This window comes from Exiguobacterium sp. s161 (assembly GCF_018619045.1).
GTDB lineage: Bacteria > Bacillota > Bacilli > Exiguobacteriales > Exiguobacteriaceae > Exiguobacterium_A > Exiguobacterium_A indicum.
On the sequence record NZ_JACSNH010000001.1, the window covers coordinates 979,614 to 998,145 of the forward strand.

Sequence of the window (18,532 nt, forward strand, 5' to 3'; positions counted from 1 at the left end):
ATGTCACAAACAAAACAGACGTTTTCGACCGAACTCGGTGGACGTCCATTAACGATTGAAATCGGTCAATTAGCAAAACAAGCGAACGGAGCAGCATTGATTCGCTACGGCGATACAGCCGTTCTTGCTACGGTCGTTGCATCAAAACAACCGAAGGACTTAGATTTCTTCCCATTAACAGTGAACTATGAAGAAAAATTATATGCGGCAGGGAAAATCCCAGGTGGATTCCTCAAACGTGAAGGACGCCCTGGAGAGAGCGCGATCTTGACTTCGCGTCTGATCGACCGTCCGATCCGTCCATTATTCCCGGACGGTTTCCGTCACGACGTTCAAGTCGCGACGACGGTTCTTTCGTCAGATGCTGACAATTCACCAGAAGTCGCTGCGATGATCGGAGCTTCGATTGCGCTTTCGATCTCGGATATTCCATTCGACGGTCCAATCGCAGGCGTGACAATCGGTCGCGTCGACGGAGAGTTCGTCGTGAACCCGACTTCAGCGCAAATGGAAGTCAGCGACATCGACCTTCAAGTTGCCGGGACAAAACATGCCGTCAACATGGTTGAAGCAGGTGCGAAGGAAGTATCGGAACAAGCAATGCTTGAAGCGATCTTGCTCGGACACGATGTCATCAAGGAAATGATCGCGTTCCAAGAAGAAATCGTCGCACAAGTCGGTAAAGAGAAGTTCGACTACACGGTATCAAGCTTCGATGAGACAATCGTCAATCGCCTGAAAGCAGAAGCATTGGCAGAAGTCACACAAGCAGTTCAAGTCGAAGAAAAACAAGCACGTGACGTTGCCATCAACGAAGTCATCGCAAAATACATCGAGTTGTATGCAGCTGACGAGTCAGTCACAGCAGAACAACTAGCAGAAGTATCAGGCGTTCTCAACAAGTTCGTCAAAGACGAAGTCCGCCGTCTGATCACAGAAGATAAAATCCGTCCAGATGGTCGTGGTCTTGCTGAGATCCGTCCACTTGATTCAGAAGTCGGTCTCTTACCACGTGCACACGGTTCAGGTTTGTTCACTCGCGGTCAGACACAAGTCTTGTCTGTTGCGACACTCGGTGTTGCGGGTGATGCTCAAATCATCGATGGACTGGGTCTGAAGGAAGAGAAGCGTTTCATGCACCACTATAACTTCCCGCCATTCTCAGTCGGGGAAGCACGTCCGATGCGTGCACCAGGTCGTCGTGAAATTGGTCACGGGGCACTTGGAGAACGCGCACTCTTACCAGTTCTTCCGAATGAAGTCGATTTCCCGTACACGATTCGTCTCGTGTCGGAAGTCCTTGAGTCGAACGGTTCTTCATCACAGGCTTCAATCTGTGGTTCGATCCTTGCCATGATGGATGCTGGTGTTCCACTTAAAGCACCTGTCGCTGGTATCGCGATGGGCTTGATCATGGAAGGCGACAATTACTCGATCTTGACAGATATCCAAGGGATGGAAGATCATCTCGGAGATATGGACTTCAAAGTCGCTGGAACTCACGAAGGTGTCACAGCTCTGCAAATGGATATGAAAATTGGCGGGATCACGCGTCAAATCCTCGAAGAAGCACTCGAACAAGCACGTCTTGGTCGTTTGCACATTCTTGAGCATATGCAAACGGTCATTGCTGAACCACGTGTCGAATTGTCACAATACGCACCAAAAATCGTCACACTCAAAATCAATCCAGATAAAATCCGTGATGTCATCGGACCTGGTGGTAAAGTCATCAACGGTATCATCGATGAGACAGGCGTCAAGATCGACATCGATCAAGACGGAACCGTCTTCATCGCATCGACGGATCAAGCTGGCATCGATCGTGCCCGTCAATTGGTCGAAGATATCGTCCGTGAAGTCGTTGTCGGAGAAGAGTTCGATGGAACAGTTCGTCGTGTTGAGAAATTCGGTGCATTCGTCGAATTGTTCAAAGGAAAAGACGCACTCGTCCACATTTCGGAACTCGCACTTAACCGTGTCGGTCAAACGGAAGATGTCGTCAAACTTGGAGATAAGCTAAAAGTCCGTGTCACAGAAATCGATGACAAGGGACGCGTCAACGCTTCGCACAAAGTCCTGCTCGTCGAAGGCTTAAGCGAAGAAGATCGTGCAGCGTATGAAGAAAAGAAAAAGACAGAGCGTGAGAACCGCCCGCCACGCCGGGATCAGGGTTCACGCCCACCACGTGACGGACAACGTCCACCACGTCGTAACTAATGAATCCAAGGTGGCTCGACGGTGCAGAGAATGCAACGAGAGCCACCTTGTTTCCTATATTTGGAGGAATTACTATGATCGAACGGATACAATTAGAAAACGGAGTTCGACTGATCGTTGAACGAATGCCGGAAGCACGCAGCGTCGCGACCGGAATCTTCATTCAAGCAGGAAGCCGGACGGAACAGATCGAGGAGCATGGGATCAGTCATCTCATCGAGCATATGATGTTTAAAGGAACAAAACGCCATACGGCAAAAGAGATTGCGGTTTACTTTGACCGACTTGGTGGAAATATTAATGCGTTCACGAGTAAGGATCAAACGTGTTATTACGTCAAGACACTAGATGAACATGCAGGAGAAGCCTTTCACGTATTGGCGGACATGTTCCTCGAATCGACGTTTGACGCGGATGAACTGGAAAAAGAGAAAAAGGTCGTCATTGAAGAAATCAAGATGTACGATGACACACCGGATGATCTCGTCCATGAGTTATTAGCTGTTGCGGCTTACGGAGAGGATGTCATGGCTCGACCAATTCTTGGAACGGAAGAGAGTGTGCTTCGGATTGATCGAACGATGATCGGACGATATCTCGAAGAAGCGTATGCTCCGGATCAAATCGTCATTTCCGTTGCCGGAAACGTCTCAGACGAGCTGATTGCGCAGATTCAAGAGCGGATGTCGATTCTCGAATCACGATCGAAGACACGCGAGACGACAGAGCCAAGGTTACAAAATGGTGTGATTCGTAAGGAAAAGGATACGGAGCAGGCTCATATTTGTTATAATTTCCGTGCGATTCCTTCTGCTGACCCACGTTTGCCTGCCCTCGCCTTACTCAATAATGCATTCGGTGCGACGATGTCGAGTCGCTTGTTCCAATCCATCCGAGAGGAACGCGGTCTTGCCTATTCAGTCTTTTCCTATTACACGACGTTTGACGATCATGGAACGTTCACGATCTATGTCGGCACGTCTCCGGAATCAGTCGAAGAGGTCGAACAGGTCCTTGCTGCTGAAATCGATCGCTTGAAAAAGGATGGATTATCGACGAAGGAACTCGAAGATGGGATTGAACAGCTGAAAGGTTCTCTGATTCTAGGGAACGAAGGCACATCGAGTCACATGAATCGAAACGCCCGAAATGAGTTGCATCTGCATCGTCACCCATCACTTGAAGAAGTGTTAGCGGATGTCGAACGGATTCGTCCATCGGATATCGAAGGGCTGATTGAGTACATCTTTTCGGAGGAACCGGCAAAGGCCTATATTCTTCCGGCAGACGAAGAAGAGGAAGCATGATAGCAGAACGGAATAGATGAAACATATGAAATGACGATGTCGAGAAAGAAGGAATACCGTTGAATTTAGCTGAATTGATTCAAGTCATACAGACGCAAAAAATCGAACGAATGGTAGAAGTGGACGTTACGTCCATTACGACCGATTCACGGGATGTTAAACCGGGAACATTGTTCGTCGCCATCAAAGGATATACTGTTGATGGACACGACTATGCTAAACAGGCGGAAGCACAAGGAGCGGTCGCAATCGTCGCGGAACAACCGGTCGACGTGTCGATTCCTGTCATTCTTGTTCGTAGTACATCACGTGCCATTGCCGAGTTGGCTGGCAAATTCTATGATTATCCTTCTGAAAAGATGCGGATGATTGGTATTACGGGAACGAATGGGAAAACGACGACGACGACGATCGTCCGTGATATATTAGCGCACCTTGGTCGGAAGACGGGCATCATCGGTACGGTTGAAGTCAAGATTGGTGACCGCGTCGTGCCAAGTCGCAATACGACACCACAAAGCTCCGAGTTACAAGCATTTCTGCATCAGATGCATGAAGAAGATGTCCAAGATGTCATCATGGAAGTTTCTTCACATGGATTAGAGCTTGGTCGGGTAACGGGTGTCGATTACGACGTTGCGGGATTTACGAATCTGACGCATGATCACCTTGATTTCCACAAAACATTTGAAAACTATGCGCGTGCCAAAGGATTGTTGTTCGCACAACTCGGTCAACGGCTGTCGACAGAGAAAGTTGCGGTCTTGAATGCGGATGATCCGACGAGTGAGCTGTATGAGATGATGACAGGTGCTCGTGTCATGACATACGGCATCGACAACGCAGCTGACCTACGAGCAACAGCGATTGAACAGTCGCTTCAACAAACGACGTTTACGATGCTGTACAAGGAAGAACAAGTCGATGTCACGGCGAATTTCATCGGTCGCTTCAACGTCTACAATCTGTTGCTTGCGACAGGGATCCTCTTGTCTTGCGGATATGATCTAGCGACGATCGCAGGCGCGATTTCAGCAATCCGTCCGGCAAAAGGTCGGATGCAACGCTTGCCGATTGAAGGATATAACGTGTATGTCGACTATGCGCACACGCCTGACGGCATCGAACAGTGTCTGAAAGCACTCGTTGACGTACCGAAGGAAAAGATCGTCTTCCTGATCGGGACAGGTGGAAATCGCGATGTGACGAAACGACCAAAAATGGGCGAACTCGCTTCGACGTACGCAGGAACCGTCGTCATCACGACGGATGATCCACGATATGAAGCATATGAGTCGATTACATCCGGCATCGCCAAAGGGATGACTCACGATCAGTTCGTTGAAATCGGTGATCGGGAAGAGGCCGTGCGTTACGCAGCGCGACTCGCACGACCAGACAATATCGTCATCTTAGCCGGTAAGGGCCATGAAAAATATCAAATCATTGGGGATGAGAAATTCCCGCTCGATGAGGAAATCATCGTCAAAGAGATGATACGGCAAATGGAGGAACAGAAGTGACTTATCAACCAATCGTTGTAACCATAGATCAATTTGAAACATTCGTAAAAACACATCCCAAAGGCGACTTACTCCAGCTTCCAGCATGGGGAGAAGTCAAAAGCGCGACAGGATGGACACATGAACGGATCGCGGTCGGAACGGCTTCCGGTGAGATTGCCGGAGTTGGTCTTCTTTTGTTCAAGAAAGTACCGAAGCTACCGTTCACGCTTTGTTATGCACCGCGCGGTTTCGTCGTCGATTATACGGATACGGACGCACTTCGCGCCCTTCGTGACGAAGCGATTCGTGTCGCAAAACAACAGAAGGCAATTGCGATTAAATTTGATCCAAACGTCGAGCGGGAAGAATATCCTGGTCTGTTGCAGGAGATGCAAGGACTTGGCTTTAAACATAATGGCTTCGGTGGCGGTTTTGACTACGCGCAGCCACGCTTTACGATGGAGACGAGTCTTGTAGGGACAGAAAAAGAGATCTTCGACGGTTTCCATTCGAAGTTCCGCTACAACGTCCGCCTTGCTGAACGCAAAGGGATCGTATGCGAACAAGCGGATCGTGAAGGGCTAAAGACATTTGCGAAACTGATGGTCGAGACGGGCGAACGGGATGGTTTCTCGATCCGCGGTCTGGATTATTTCGAGAATCTGTACGATCATCTCCATCCAAAAGGTGATGCGGTCTTGTTTTTGACGAAACTCGATGTCGTACGTGCGCTTGAGAATACAGAAGCCTTATTACTTCAAGCCGATAAGGAACTCTCGAAGATTCATCGTCAGCTTGAGAAAGAGACGGCTGAGAAAAAGTTAAAGAGCTTAAACAATCGCTTGGAGCAGACGACAGCACAAATCGAAAAAGCCGAGAAGTCGAAGACGGAACTGATGACGATTGCTGCCAAACATCCAAACGGTGTCATCCTGTCTGGTGGTCTTTTGACGCTTGCTGGTCGTCGCTCGTATTACTTATACGGCGCTTCATCGAACGAGTACCGGGAATTCATGCCGAACCACTTGATGCAGTGGACGATGATGCAATATGCGAAAGAACATGGTGCGCTCTCCTATGACTTCGGTGGAGTCAGTGGTTCGACAGACCCGGATGATCATTACGCGGGACTCTATGCCTTTAAATCTGGTTGGGGTAGCCGGATGATTGAAAAAATCGGTGAGTTCGATTATGTACTCAATCGTCCGCTCTATCTGTTGCTTGAGACTGGGTTACCGATTTTACAAAAACTTCGGAAGAAGCTTCGCCGCTGATGAAACGGGGAACAATCTTCGGTTGGATCGTATTTTTATTGACGATGTTTGCGATTGGATTGTTTCTTGCGGCATCCATGAATCGGATGCCGACGATTTTAATGGATCAACCGGAGCTCGGGATTGATAGTTGTCCACGAGATGTAGCGGGGGAAGATCGCTTAATCAATGCAAGCGAGACGAACCTGAAGCGTCTCCACCCTGCTGTCGAGGCAGGGGCAAAGGATCTGATCCGTGTTGCGCATTCGTGCTACAATATCGATATCAAGATTACGCAAGGATACCGCTCGATTCAGCAACAGAACGCGCTTTATGAACAAGGACGTTCTAAGGCAGGTGAAGTCGTCACGAATGCACGTGGTGGTGAATCGATGCATAATTATGGACTCGCTGTCGATTTCGTTCAGCTCGTGAATGGAGAGATTTCATATGATCTTGAGTATGATGGGAATCGGTCAGGGAAAAGTGATTGGCGTGAAGTCGCGGATATCGGAAAAGCGCTCGGTTTCGAATGGGGAGGCGATTGGAAACGATTCGTCGACTATCCTCATTTTGAGATGACGTTCGGGTATTCGCTCGACGAACTGAAGGCTGGTGAACGTCCAAGCCGTTCGGAAAAAGCGAAACGAACGGAAGAGGTCGAAGATTTGTTGAATACGTGATCAACGTCATTCCTGGAGTAATGTGGCAGGAATGACGTTTTTTTTAGATTTCCTAGTCCGATTGTTGGCAGATTGTGAAAATTCGGCTAGAATAGTGATAGTGATAAGTGGACGGCTCACGAAAAGTGAATATGAATTATAGGAGGTCATGTTGTGTCAAAGAAGAAGACGGAAAAAGTAAGCGTCTTTGCTCTTGGTGGCGCCGGTGAGATCGGGAAGAACATGTACGTCGTCGAACTCGACGAGGACATCTTCGTCATCGATGCCGGATTAATGTTCCCAGGAGACGAGATGCTTGGAATCGATAAAGTCATTCCAGACATCAGTTATTTAAAGGAAAACAAAGAGCGGATTCAAGGGATTTTCATTACCCATGGTCACGAGGATCATATCGGAGCACTCAGTTACGTCTTGCGTGACTTAAAAGTACCGGTTTACGGAACACGTTTGACGCTCGGTTTGATTGAACACAAATTAAAAGAAGCCGGTTTATTGAAAAAGGCAGATCTTCGTCCAATTGATGCCAAGACGAAATTAACCGTTGCAGGTCATTTTATTACGTTCTTCCGGGTCAACCACTCGATTCCGGATGCAGTCGGGGTATGTATTCAAACATCTCAAGGTGCGATCGTCCATACAGGGGATTTCAAGTTCGATTACACACCAGTTGATGGAAAACAGGCGGATTTCGGGAAGATTGCAGCAATTGGTCAACGGGGAGTGCTTTGCTTACTGTCTGACTCAACGAATGCAGAGCGACCAGGGATGTCTGGATCAGAATCGATCGTGGGTTCTGAACTGAACGACGTCATCTATGAGGCACCAGGTCGTGTCATCGTCGCTTCATTTGCTTCGAACATTCATCGTCTACAACAAGTGTTTGCGGCAGCAGAAGCGAACAATCGAAAAGTAGCGGTCGTTGGTCGTAGCATGGTCAATAACGTCGAAGTGGCACAGCGTTTGAATTACTTACGCTTCAAACAGAAAACATTGATTGATCTATCTGACATCAACCGCCTCGACGACAACCAAGTCGTCATCTTGACGACAGGATCGCAAGGTGAGCCGATGGCAGCCTTGACACGAATGGCGCGTAACGCACATAAGCAAGTCAATATTCGCTTGAACGATACGGTCGTCGTTGCGGCTTCGCCGATTCCGGGTAACGAAAAGTCGGTTTCGAAAACGATCGATCTTTTGTTCCGTGCTGGTGCGAATGTCATTTACAACCAACGGAAAGTACACGTGTCCGGTCACGGTCATGCGGAAGATCTGAAGTTGATGCTCAACTTGATCAAACCGAAATTCTTCCTACCGATTCACGGAGAATTCCGGATGCAAAAGGCACACAGTCGTCTCGCACAGACGGTTGGCGTCAATGCGAACAACATCTTCATCATCGAGAATGGGGATGTCGTTGAGTTCGAGAAGCGCAAAGCACGGATGTCACGCAAAGTGAACGCTGGAAACGTCTTGATCGACGGAATCGGTGTGGGTGATGTCGGAAACATCGTCCTTCGTGATCGTCGCTTGTTATCGCAAGACGGTGTCGTCCTTTGTGTCATTACGATCAGCCGGAAAAACAAAACGATTGTCTCGGGACCAGAAATCATCTCTCGCGGATTCGTCTACATGCGTGAATCAGAGGATATGATCAACGAAGCAAACCGAATCGTTGCGAAACAACTACAAGGTAAATTAAATGGAGAATTGGATTGGACGGAGATGAAGTCGTTGATTCGAGATAAACTGAGTGCTTATCTCTATGAACAGACGAAACGCCGCCCGATGATTCTTCCAATCATCATGGAGATTTAACAAACGAGCGGCTCAGATTGACCAATACCTGGTCCACTGAGCCGTTTTTTTATCAGGAGGGATGACGTATGGCGACGACGAAACGAAAACCTGTACGAAAAAAAACGCCGCCACGGAAACGACCGGCAGCGAAGAAACAACGTCAGCCGATTGCGTATCGTACATATGCGACCATCATCGCAATCGTCTCATTATTAGCTTTCGTTCTCGCTTTCGGGGAGTTCGGGAAAGTCGGACTGACGCTAGCCGATGGAGGAGAGCGGTTAATTGGTCAGTTCGGTTCCTTATTATATGGTGGAATCGGTGCTGTGCTACTTTTACTCCTCTCGAATGCGTCGCGTGCTCAAAAATGGGCATGGTCGATGTTACTGATGGGTTCAGTCGTCTGGATTGATCTATTGCTCGGAGCACCACGTGGTATTCTCAATGGATGGCTCTATCAAAACGCAGCTTATTATATTTCGAGCGTGGGTGCCTTCTTGATTGGTCTGTTCTTCATCGGAACGGCCGTTCATATACTAAACCCATCGTTTTATGGAGAGCTGTGGCTTGGGCTCCGAGAACGTGCAGAAGAGTTTCGCAATCGTGAACGGACACCACGTCCTCGTGTCGAAAAAGAGTTGAAAGCGAAACCGGTTCGTGAGAAAAAAACGAAGACATTGCGACCAGCAACTGTCGAGGAACCGATCGAAACGGAACAAGAAGCAGAAGATCCTTCCGTCAACATTCAAGACGTTCCGATCATCGGTTTCACGGATCATGTTGAACCGCAAGCAGCGGAGACACAAGGACCGTTGACGATGACAGAGACACCTGACGGTTATCAATTGCCGTCGCTTGATTTGTTAGCAGAACCAACATCAAAAGACTTGTCCGGTGAGAACAAACGACTGAAGGACAATGCGACGAAATTGATTGCGACCTTAAAGTCGTTCGGGATCGGAGCAAAAGTTTTAAAGATTCATCTCGGACCTAGTGTCACGAAGTACGAGATTGAACCAAAACAAGGAATCAAGCTGAGTCGAATCACGGGACTCGCCGATGACTTAGCGCTAGCGTTAGCCGCAAAAGATATCCGGATCGAAGCACCGATTCCGGGTAAAGCGGCTGTTGGAATCGAGGTGCCGAACCGTGAAGTCGCCATGGTATCACTTCGAGAAGTACTAGGAGCGGAGAGCGTCCAATCGGACAGCGATCGTTTGCTCGTCGCACTCGGACGAAGCATTTCTGGTGAGACGGTGACAGCGAAGTTGAATAAGATGCCACACGTCTTAGTTGCCGGTTCGACGGGTTCCGGTAAATCGGTCTGTATCAATGGGATGATTGTCTCGATATTGATGCGGGCACGACCGGATGAAGTCCGCTTGATGATGATTGACCCGAAAATGGTCGAATTGAACGTCTACAACGGCATTCCGCACCTCTTAGCGCCCGTCGTCACCGATCCTAAAAAAGCGGCACAGGCATTAAAACAGGTCGTCTCGGAAATGGAACGCCGATATGAGATCTTCAGTCAAAACGGAGCGCGCAACATCGAAGGCTACAATGCACTCATTGATAAGATGAACGCAGAGGAGAAAGTGCATCAACGATTACCGTACATCGTTGTCATCGTCGATGAGTTAGCTGACTTGATGATGGTTGCGTCAAACGAAGTCGAAGATGCGATCATGCGACTTGCACAAATGGCGCGAGCAGCAGGAATTCATATGGTCATTGCGACGCAGCGTCCGAGTGTTGACATCATCACCGGTGTCATCAAGGCGAATATCCCGTCGCGAATCGCATTCAGTGTATCGAGTGCGACTGACTCGCGGACGATTCTTGATACGGGAGGCGCTGATAAATTGCTCGGACGAGGAGATATGTTGTTACTTGGTAACGGCATGAACAAACCGGTCCGCGTACAAGGAGCCTTTTTATCGGACGAAGAAGTCGAGAAGGTCGTCAATCATGTCATCAGTCAGCAAAAGGCACAGTATGTTGAAGCGATGATTCCAAAAGATGTGCCAGAGGGCGAAACAGAGGTTGACGATCCACTTTACGATGAGGTCGTCCAGTTCATTCTGACACAAGAGACGGCATCTACGTCGATGATTCAAAGAAAGTACCGCATCGGTTACAACCGAGCTGCCCGTCTTATTGATGCGTTAGAGGAAAACGGTCTGATTGGTCCATCTGAAGGATCTAAACCACGTCGCGTCATGGGACGTTAATCGAGTAGAAAGGAAGTCGTGGAATATTCCAAGGCTTCTTTTCTTTTCTAAAAAAATGTATAGATAAGAACTGGTGTCTCGAAAAAAAGAAAAGACACATGAAAAAAAGACATGATGATTTTGTATAAATAGAAATGACTGGAAAAATTCATAAATGCATCAAAAATAAAATCGCTTTCATGAAAATAGTTGTCAGACGTCTGTTGATTTTCGGTAGTGTTTTTGGCATACTCAGTCATATGAGTGACCGACCTTCAACACGAGGGCTGGGAGCGGCTTTTTCACAAATAGATAATGAAAGCGCTCTCATAATTGCAGAGGAGATGGATGAAATGAAGAAGAAACAGGTAATCGTATCGATGATGTCAGTAGCGACGGTTGGTCTTGCTGCTTGTGGTGGTTCAGGTGAGAAAGCCGATCAAAAAGATCAATTCTCTGTAGCGATGGTAGCCGATAAGGGTGGGATCGATGATAAATCGTTCAACCAATCCGCTTGGGAAGGTCTGCAAGCATACGGTAAAGACAACAAACTTCAAAAGAATGAAGGGTTCTCTTATCTACAATCTAAATCGCAACAAGATTATCAGCCGAATCTATCACGTCTTGCTCGTGGGGGAGAAGATTTAGTTTTCGGAATCGGGAACACGTTCAATGAGGATATCAAAACAGTTGCTGATCAATTCAAAGACACACAATTCGCAATCGTCGATAACGTCGTGGAAGGAAAAAACGTCACGTCGATCACATTCAAGGAAAATGAAGGAGCGTATCTTGCAGGGATCGTTGCTGCAATGGAGACGAAAAAAGATCACATCGGTTTCGTTGGTGGGATGAAGATGGACGTCATCGAGCGTTTCCGTGCCGGTTTCGAAGCAGGTGCCAAATCCGTCAATCCGAAGATTAAAATCGATGTCCAATATGCGGAAGACTTCGCAGCTCCAGAAAAAGGTCAAGCGATCGCAGCTGGAATGTATGGTAAAGGCGCAGATATCATCTTCCCAGCAGCAGGTGGTACAGGAAACGGTGTCTTCACAGAGGCGAAGAACCGTAAGAAAAACGGTGAAAACGTCTCAGTCATCGGTGTCGACCGAGACCAAAAAGAAGAGGGTATGCCGGAAGATGTTACATTAACTTCTGTCATCAAACGTGTCGACCGTGCAGTCGAAGATACAGCAAACGCAGCGAAGGATGGTAAACTCGAGGGCGGCAAAACGATTCGTTATGGTCTGAAAGAAGATGGCGTTGATATCGTACCATCTGAAAAGATTTCGAAGAAGACGTTGACTGCGCTTGAGAAAGCAAAATCAGATGTCGTTTCTGGAAAAATCGAAGTACCTGAGCAATAAGCGTTGAAAAAAGAAGGGGCATTCTTAGGTAGAATGCCCTATTTTCTTCCATTATTGATTGCGTTATGAAAAGGGTTACAAAAGCGCCAGAAGTCAGACTTCTAACCTGTTACAAAATGATTGCAGGATTGTGTTGGGCGTCATATACTTATCTTGGCTGGAGTTCTCATACGTCAGAAGTCTGAGCACTGGTTACAACTAGATAGAGGATGGAGATGCGTCATGTCGATTAAATTAGATCATCGTTTGCTTTATTTACGTGTGATTGAAAAGATCAAGTCTGACATCGATGACGGCGTTTACAAGGAAGGCGAGAAGCTCCCTTCAGAGTTTGAACTTTCAAAGCAACTTGGCGTCAGTCGAGCTACTCTTCGAGAGGCATTACGAATTCTTGAAGATGAGAACATCGTCATCCGTAAACACGGTGTCGGTACGTTTATCAATGCAAGACCACCGTTTACTTCTGGAATCGAAGAATTGTACAGCGTAACAGAAATGATTGCGCGCGCAGGTATGGTTCCGACATCAGAAGTGTTATCATCCGAGATGGTCCAACCGACTGAGCGCGACCGAGAGCGTTTTCAACTTGGTCCGGATGAATTGGTTTATCGAATCGAACGAATCCGACTCGCAGGGGATGTTCCTGTCGTCTATTGTATCGATAAGATTCCAAGCCATTATATTAAAAATGAAGAGCAGTTCACCTCTTCGACATCATTATTTGATGCTTTAGAAAAAGAACTTGGACGACGTGTCACGCATGCCGTGACGCACATCGAGCCACGTATTGATCCGAAAATCGCTGAACAATTACATACGGACCAACCTCTGCTCGCTTTGCGTCAAACGCATTATGATGAGCTCGACCGTTCCGTTCTTTTTTCAGCGAACTATTTCCGAGCAGATAAGTTTGATTTCCACGTCATCCGTAAACGTGTGTGAGCCATTGTTTTAGGATGAATACTGAAAGCGCTTTCCGTCATAACCTACGTAACGCTCCTCATCGCCAGCCTCGGGTGCTAGACGTAGTCTTGAACTTTGTATGACCATATTCGAAAGGGGATTTTCCAGATGAAAAAGAAGACACTTCTCGCATTAGCAGCAACAGGTTTAGCAATGAGTTCGGTCCTTGCAGCATGTGGTGGCAACGACGATTCAAAAGATTCAGGTAGCGGTAGCAAATCAGAAGGCTTTAAAGTAGGTATGGTTACAGATACAGGCGGCGTGGATGATAAATCATTCAACCAATCTGCTTGGGAAGGTATCCAGAAGTTCGGAAAAGACAACGACTTAAAAGAAGGTACTGGCTACAAATATCTTCAATCTGCAAAACAATCGGATTACCAACCAAACCTTCAGCAATTAGCTCGTGCTAAATACGACTTGATCCTCGGTATCGGATTCTTGATGGCTGAAGATATCGGTAAAGTAGCGGATCAGTTCAAAAAGAACAACTTCGCACTCGTCGATATGGTCGTTGACAAGCCAAACGTCGCGTCAATCGTCTTCAAAGAAAATGAAGGATCATTCCTTGTTGGTGTCGTTGCTGGTTTGACGACGAAATCAGATAAAGTCGGATTCGTCGGCGGCGTTAACTCTGACTTGATCAAGAAGTTCGAAAGTGGATTCAAAGCAGGTGTTAAAGCAGTCAACCCAGACGCTGACATCGAAGTTCAATATGCAGAAGACTTTAACGCTGCTGAAAAAGGACAAGCAATCGCTTCAGGTATGTACGGTAAAAAAGTCGACGTCATCTATCATGCAGCTGGTGGTACAGGACAAGGGGTATTCACAGAAGCGAAAAACCGTAAGAAAAACGGTGAAGATGTTTGGGTTATCGGTGTAGACCGTGACCAAGTCGAAGAAGGTATGCCAGAGAACGTCACATTGACGTCAATGGTCAAACGCGTTGATACAGCAGTTGAACAAGTCGCGAAAGATACGAAAGACGGCAACTTCCCAGCAGGTAAAGTCGTTGAGTTCGGTTTGAAAGACGGCGGTGTTGATATCGCACCTTCAAAAGACAACGTTTCGAAAGAAGCGCTCGACAAAGTCGAAGAGTACAAAAAACAAATCATCGATGGCGACATCAAAGTCCCAGCGACAGACGACGAGTACAAAGAATACGAAGCGTCACTGAAATAATAATGAAAGCGGGGGTCGCTAGCATTGCGGCTCCCCCTTTTAAACTAAACATGGGAGTGGATTTTCTTGGAATACGTCATTGAGATGCTAAACATCAGAAAAGAGTTTGGCAGTTTCGTCGCAAATGATAACATCACGCTCCAGCTTCGGAAAGGTGAGATTCACGCTTTACTTGGTGAAAACGGTGCCGGAAAATCGACGCTGATGAACGTCTTATTTGGTTTGTATCAGCCTGAGGCTGGAGAAATTCGTGTACGTGGTGAAAAAGTCAATATAACGAGTCCGAACGTCGCGAACGATCTTGGAATCGGTATGGTGCACCAACACTTCATGCTCGTTCAAAATTTCACTGTTACTGAAAACATCATTTTAGGTGCAGAGCCACGTGCCGGAATTAAGATCGACCGTGCAACTGCACGTGAGAAGGTACGCCAGATTTCTGAACAGTATGGTCTTGCTGTTGATCCTGATGCAAAAATCGAGGATATCTCAGTCGGAATGCAACAGCGTGTTGAAATTTTAAAGACGTTGTACCGTGGTGCAGACATCTTGATCTTCGATGAACCATCTGCTGTCCTGACACCACAAGAGATTAAGGAATTGATTCAGATCATGAATCGTTTGATCGCAGAAGGAAAGTCGATCATCCTCATCACGCATAAACTGAAAGAAATCATGGAAGTAGCTGATCGCTGTACGACGATTCGCCGTGGTAAGTATATCGGAACGGTCGATATCGATGAGACGATGACACAGTCGCGTCTTGCTGAAATGATGGTAGGTCGTGAAGTCAACTTTAATGCGGAGTATTCCAAGGCAACTCCACAAGAACTCGTTCTCGACATCAAGGACTTAGTCGTCAAGGACAGTCGTGGCATCAAAGCCGTCGATGGATTAAATCTCGACATTCGTGCTGGAGAGATCGTCGGAATTGCCGGAATCGACGGAAACGGGCAGACGGAATTGATTGAAGCCATCACTGGTCTTCGTAAAGCGGATAGTGGGGAAATCTTCCTCAACAATAAATCGATCAAAAACTTGAAGCCACGTAAAGTGACGGAATCAGGTGTCGGTCACATTCCGCAAGACCGTCATAAACATGGACTTGTCCTCGATTATTCAATCGGACATAACATGGTCTTACAAACGTATTACAAACAACCGTATTCAAAAGCAGGCATCATGAACTATAAACAAGTCATGGAAAAAGCAAAAACGCTCATCGAGAAGTTCGACGTCCGAACTCCAAGTCCAGAGACGTTTGCTCGTGCCTTGTCAGGTGGTAACCAGCAAAAAGCGATCATTGCGCGTGAAGTGGATCGTTCACCAGACCTATTGATTGCAGCACAGCCGACACGTGGTCTTGATGTCGGAGCAATCGAGTTCATTCATGAACAGTTGGTTCTTGAACGCGAAAAAGGTCGCGCTGTCTTGTTGATTTCATTCGAACTCGAAGAAATTCTTCAAGTATCAGATCGGATTGCCGTTCTTTATGAAGGAAAAACAGTTGCCTTCTTGGATCCAAAAGAAACGAATGAGATCGAGCTTGGCTTCTTGATGGCCGGCGGTAAGAAAGAGGAGGTAGGTCATTCATGAAGTTAGAGCGTTTTTACGGCATCCTCATTCCGATTCTTTCCATCATCCTTGGAATGGTCGTCGGGGCGATCGTCATGGTCATCGGCGGGTATGATCCGATTGCCGGTTTTGATCAGTTATTCTATGGTATTTTTGGCGAACCATACAGCATCGGTGAAACATTGCGAGCAGCAGCTCCGTTGATCTTTGCTGGTCTTGCTGTCGCATTTGCTTTCCGAACTGGACTCTTTAACATCGGGGTTGAAGGTCAGGTTCTCGTCGGGTGGATGGTCGCAGTTTGGATCGGGATTGAGTTTGATCTACCGATGGCGATTCATTTACCGCTTGCTCTAATTGGAGCAGGTTTAGCAGGTGCACTTTGGGCATCGATTCCTGGTATCTTAAAAGCGAAATTCCACGTGCATGAAGTCATCACGTCAATCATGATGAACTATATCGCGTTGTATGTGACGAATGATATTTTACGTCACGTCATCGGTATTACGAACGAGCGGACGGAGTCAGTCAAGGAATCAGCATCCCTTGCGTCACCGTTCTTACAAGAGATCACGGATTTTTCACGTTTGCATAACGGGATTTTCATCGCAGTCGTTGCTGCCCTCGTCTTCTGGTTCATTTTGTGGAAAACAACGCTTGGTTATGAACTCCGAGCAGTTGGATTCAATAAGAATGCTGCAGAGTATGCAGGTATGGGCGTTAACCGGAACATCATCCTATCGTTCGTTATCTCTGGTGTCTTTGCAGGTCTCGCTGGAGCGATGGAAGGTCTTGGGACGTTCCAAAACATGACATTGAATGCATCCTTCACGGGGGTAGGATTCGACGGAATTGCGGTTGCCTTGTTAGGTGCGAATAACCCGATCGGTGTCGTTCTCGCGGCGTTACTGTTTGCGGGACTTAACATCGGTGGTCTGTCGATGCAACAGATTGGTATTCCACCGGAACTGATCAAAATCATCATCGCATTCATCATCATCTTCGTTGCTTCTGGATACGCGATTCGTCTCGTCATCGAGAAGTTCACGGTTAAGAAAGAATCTAAAAAAGCGAAAGGAGCCGGTCAATAATGGGCTTTCTTGAAGTACTTTATATCATCGTGCCAATCGCACTCGCCTATTCGGCTCCGTTGATCATTGCAGCACTTGGCGGCATTTTCAGTGAGCGTTCTGGTGTCGTCAACATCGCGTTAGAAGGATTAATGGTCATGGGTGCCTTCACAGGCGTCGTCACGGCATTGACTTTATCGAAAATGGGCTTGGGTGCTGCGAGTCCTTGGCTTGCGATGCTCATTGCAATCGTCGTCGGAGCGGTCTTCTCGCTGTTCCTTGCGATTCCAGCAATCCTCTTCCGAGCAGACCAAACGGTTCTTGGAGTAGCGATCAACTTGCTCGCAGTCGGTCTTGCAATCTTCCTTGTCCGTGCGCTTTACAGTAAAGGACAGACAGATTCGATTCCAAACCGGATCTCGAAAGAGAATGTACCATTCTTGTCTGATATTCCAGTCTTGAAGATGTTCTTCGCAAACGTCTACTACACATCGTATATCGCGATTGTTCTCGCGTTCGTCGCATGGTACATCATCTTCAAGACACCATTCGGTCTTCGCTTACGTTCTGTCGGAGAACACCCAATGGCAGCGGACACGATGGGAATCAATGTCACGAAGATGCGTTTCATCGGCGTCATGATCTCTGGTGGTTTCGGTGGTCTTGCTGGTGCTGTATACGCGACGTCGATTTCATTGAACTTCAGTGTGACGACGATTCTCGGTCAAGGCTTCCTCGCGATTGCGGCGATGATCTTCGGAAAATGGAACCCGCTCGGTGCCATGGGGGCAGCCCTCTTCTTCGGGTTCGCTCAAGCGATTTCGATCATCGGTCAGCAATTGCCGTTACTGGATCAAATTCCACAAGTTTATCTGTTGATTGCACCGTATTTATTGACGATCTTAGCACTTGCTGGTGTCGTTGGTCGTGCGGATGCACCAAAAGCTGTCGGTGTACCGTATATCAAAGGAAAACGCTAAATTTTTACTGATCATAGACCGGATGTTGCCAATTGGCGACATCCGGTTTTTTTAGATAATCGTTATATCGAATGAGAAAAAGTCCAATAAAAAAAGATGCTTCGGGAGGAAACATCTTTTTTTATTCACTTATTCGAATTTTAACGCATCGCCATCGAATGATTCATCTGCTACTTTGATTGAATCCGTTGGGCAACCTTCGAATGCATCAATCATATCGTCGAATAATGCTTCTGGAATTTCGGCAGTACCATTGTTATCATCAAGAATGACATACGCCAAACCCTCATCATCATAATCATAGATATCTGGTGCCGCTGCTCCACAAGCACCACAAGCGATGCAAGTATCTTTGTCGACAATCGTAAATTTAGCCATTGAACGGTCTCCTCTCTATACGAAAACATTATTGAAACA

14 protein-coding genes are annotated in these 18,532 nt (G+C 47.1%); 13 read left to right on the plus strand and 1 reads right to left on the minus strand.

Annotated features, from left to right (window positions below; all coding sequences use genetic code 11):
* The 13 genes from pnp (at position 1) to KNQ14_RS04845 (ending at position 18,115) form a co-directional block, all read left to right on the plus strand.
* On the plus strand, positions 1–2,220 hold the full coding sequence (gene pnp / locus KNQ14_RS04785; protein WP_075642535.1) for a polyribonucleotide nucleotidyltransferase: 2,220 nt from the start codon (positions 1–3) through the stop codon (positions 2,218–2,220).
* Positions 2,221–2,294: 74 nt separating this feature from the next.
* Positions 2,295–3,527 carry a M16 family metallopeptidase gene (locus KNQ14_RS04790; protein WP_214859810.1) on the plus strand — a complete coding sequence of 411 codons (1,233 nt, stop codon included), beginning with the start codon at positions 2,295–2,297 and terminating at the stop codon, positions 3,525–3,527.
* Between the two features lie 74 nt (positions 3,528–3,601).
* Positions 3,602–5,050, plus strand: a complete 1,449-nt coding sequence (locus KNQ14_RS04795; protein WP_414651122.1) for a UDP-N-acetylmuramoyl-L-alanyl-D-glutamate--2,6-diaminopimelate ligase — start codon at positions 3,602–3,604, stop codon at positions 5,048–5,050.
* A complete protein-coding gene (locus tag KNQ14_RS04800; RefSeq protein WP_029342035.1) occupies positions 5,047–6,306 on the plus strand; it encodes a lipid II:glycine glycyltransferase FemX in 1,260 nt (419 codons plus the stop codon). Before KNQ14_RS04795 ends, KNQ14_RS04800 begins: the two co-directional genes overlap by 4 nt.
* On the plus strand, positions 6,306–6,968 hold the full coding sequence (locus tag KNQ14_RS04805; protein WP_023468671.1) for a M15 family metallopeptidase: 663 nt from the start codon (positions 6,306–6,308) through the stop codon (positions 6,966–6,968). The genes KNQ14_RS04800 and KNQ14_RS04805 overlap by 1 nt, the downstream gene beginning before the upstream one ends.
* 153 nt (positions 6,969–7,121) lie before the next feature.
* Positions 7,122–8,786, plus strand: coding sequence for a ribonuclease J (locus tag KNQ14_RS04810; RefSeq protein ID WP_023468670.1), 1,665 nt, complete (start codon positions 7,122–7,124; stop codon positions 8,784–8,786).
* Positions 8,787–8,854: 68 nt separating this feature from the next.
* Positions 8,855–11,002 (plus strand): DNA translocase FtsK, encoded by a 2,148-nt coding sequence (locus KNQ14_RS04815; RefSeq protein WP_055968625.1) that lies wholly within the window; start codon positions 8,855–8,857, stop codon positions 11,000–11,002.
* Positions 11,003–11,334: 332 nt separating this feature from the next.
* Positions 11,335–12,348 (plus strand): BMP family lipoprotein, encoded by a 1,014-nt coding sequence (locus KNQ14_RS04820; protein ID WP_214859812.1) that lies wholly within the window; start codon positions 11,335–11,337, stop codon positions 12,346–12,348.
* Between the two features lie 222 nt (positions 12,349–12,570).
* Positions 12,571–13,290 carry a GntR family transcriptional regulator gene (locus KNQ14_RS04825; protein WP_023468666.1) on the plus strand — a complete coding sequence of 240 codons (720 nt, stop codon included), beginning with the start codon at positions 12,571–12,573 and terminating at the stop codon, positions 13,288–13,290.
* Positions 13,291–13,419: 129 nt separating this feature from the next.
* Complete coding sequence (locus KNQ14_RS04830) at positions 13,420–14,493, plus strand: BMP family lipoprotein (protein ID WP_214859814.1); 1,074 nt, start codon at positions 13,420–13,422, stop codon at positions 14,491–14,493.
* A 66-nt stretch (positions 14,494–14,559) separates the two neighbouring features.
* Positions 14,560–16,089 carry an ABC transporter ATP-binding protein gene (locus KNQ14_RS04835; protein WP_023468664.1) on the plus strand — a complete coding sequence of 510 codons (1,530 nt, stop codon included), beginning with the start codon at positions 14,560–14,562 and terminating at the stop codon, positions 16,087–16,089.
* A complete protein-coding gene (locus KNQ14_RS04840; protein WP_214857995.1) occupies positions 16,086–17,156 on the plus strand; it encodes an ABC transporter permease in 1,071 nt (356 codons plus the stop codon). The genes KNQ14_RS04835 and KNQ14_RS04840 overlap by 4 nt, the downstream gene beginning before the upstream one ends.
* Positions 17,156–18,115, plus strand: coding sequence for an ABC transporter permease (locus KNQ14_RS04845; protein WP_023468662.1), 960 nt, complete (start codon positions 17,156–17,158; stop codon positions 18,113–18,115). The genes KNQ14_RS04840 and KNQ14_RS04845 overlap by 1 nt, the downstream gene beginning before the upstream one ends.
* Before the next feature lie 129 nt (positions 18,116–18,244).
* On the opposite strand, the gene KNQ14_RS04850 is transcribed toward KNQ14_RS04845, so the two are convergent.
* The gene (locus tag KNQ14_RS04850) at positions 18,245–18,493 is read right to left on the minus strand and encodes a ferredoxin (protein WP_023468661.1); all 249 of its coding nucleotides are present in this window, start codon (positions 18,491–18,493) and stop codon (positions 18,245–18,247) included.
* Positions 18,494–18,532 lie beyond the last annotated feature (39 nt).

What these genes read in the sequence shown, in the direction of transcription:
- KNQ14_RS04820 (WP_214859812.1), top strand. Translation starts at nt 11,335, where the DNA reads ATGAAGAAGAAACAGGTAATCGTATCGATGATGTCAGTAGCGACGGTT.
- KNQ14_RS04840 (WP_214857995.1), top strand. Translation starts at nt 16,086, where the DNA reads ATGAAGTTAGAGCGTTTTTACGGCATCCTCATTCCGATTCTTTCCATC.
- KNQ14_RS04825 (WP_023468666.1), top strand. Translation starts at nt 12,571, where the DNA reads ATGTCGATTAAATTAGATCATCGTTTGCTTTATTTACGTGTGATTGAA.
- pnp (WP_075642535.1), top strand. Translation starts at nt 1, where the DNA reads ATGTCACAAACAAAACAGACGTTTTCGACCGAACTCGGTGGACGTCCA.
- KNQ14_RS04850 (WP_023468661.1), bottom strand. Translation starts at nt 18,493, where the DNA reads ATGGCTAAATTTACGATTGTCGACAAAGATACTTGCATCGCTTGTGGT.
- KNQ14_RS04830 (WP_214859814.1), top strand. Translation starts at nt 13,420, where the DNA reads ATGAAAAAGAAGACACTTCTCGCATTAGCAGCAACAGGTTTAGCAATG.
- KNQ14_RS04805 (WP_023468671.1), top strand. Translation starts at nt 6,306, where the DNA reads ATGAAACGGGGAACAATCTTCGGTTGGATCGTATTTTTATTGACGATG.
- KNQ14_RS04790 (WP_214859810.1), top strand. Translation starts at nt 2,295, where the DNA reads ATGATCGAACGGATACAATTAGAAAACGGAGTTCGACTGATCGTTGAA.
- KNQ14_RS04815 (WP_055968625.1), top strand. Translation starts at nt 8,855, where the DNA reads ATGGCGACGACGAAACGAAAACCTGTACGAAAAAAAACGCCGCCACGG.
- KNQ14_RS04845 (WP_023468662.1), top strand. Translation starts at nt 17,156, where the DNA reads ATGGGCTTTCTTGAAGTACTTTATATCATCGTGCCAATCGCACTCGCC.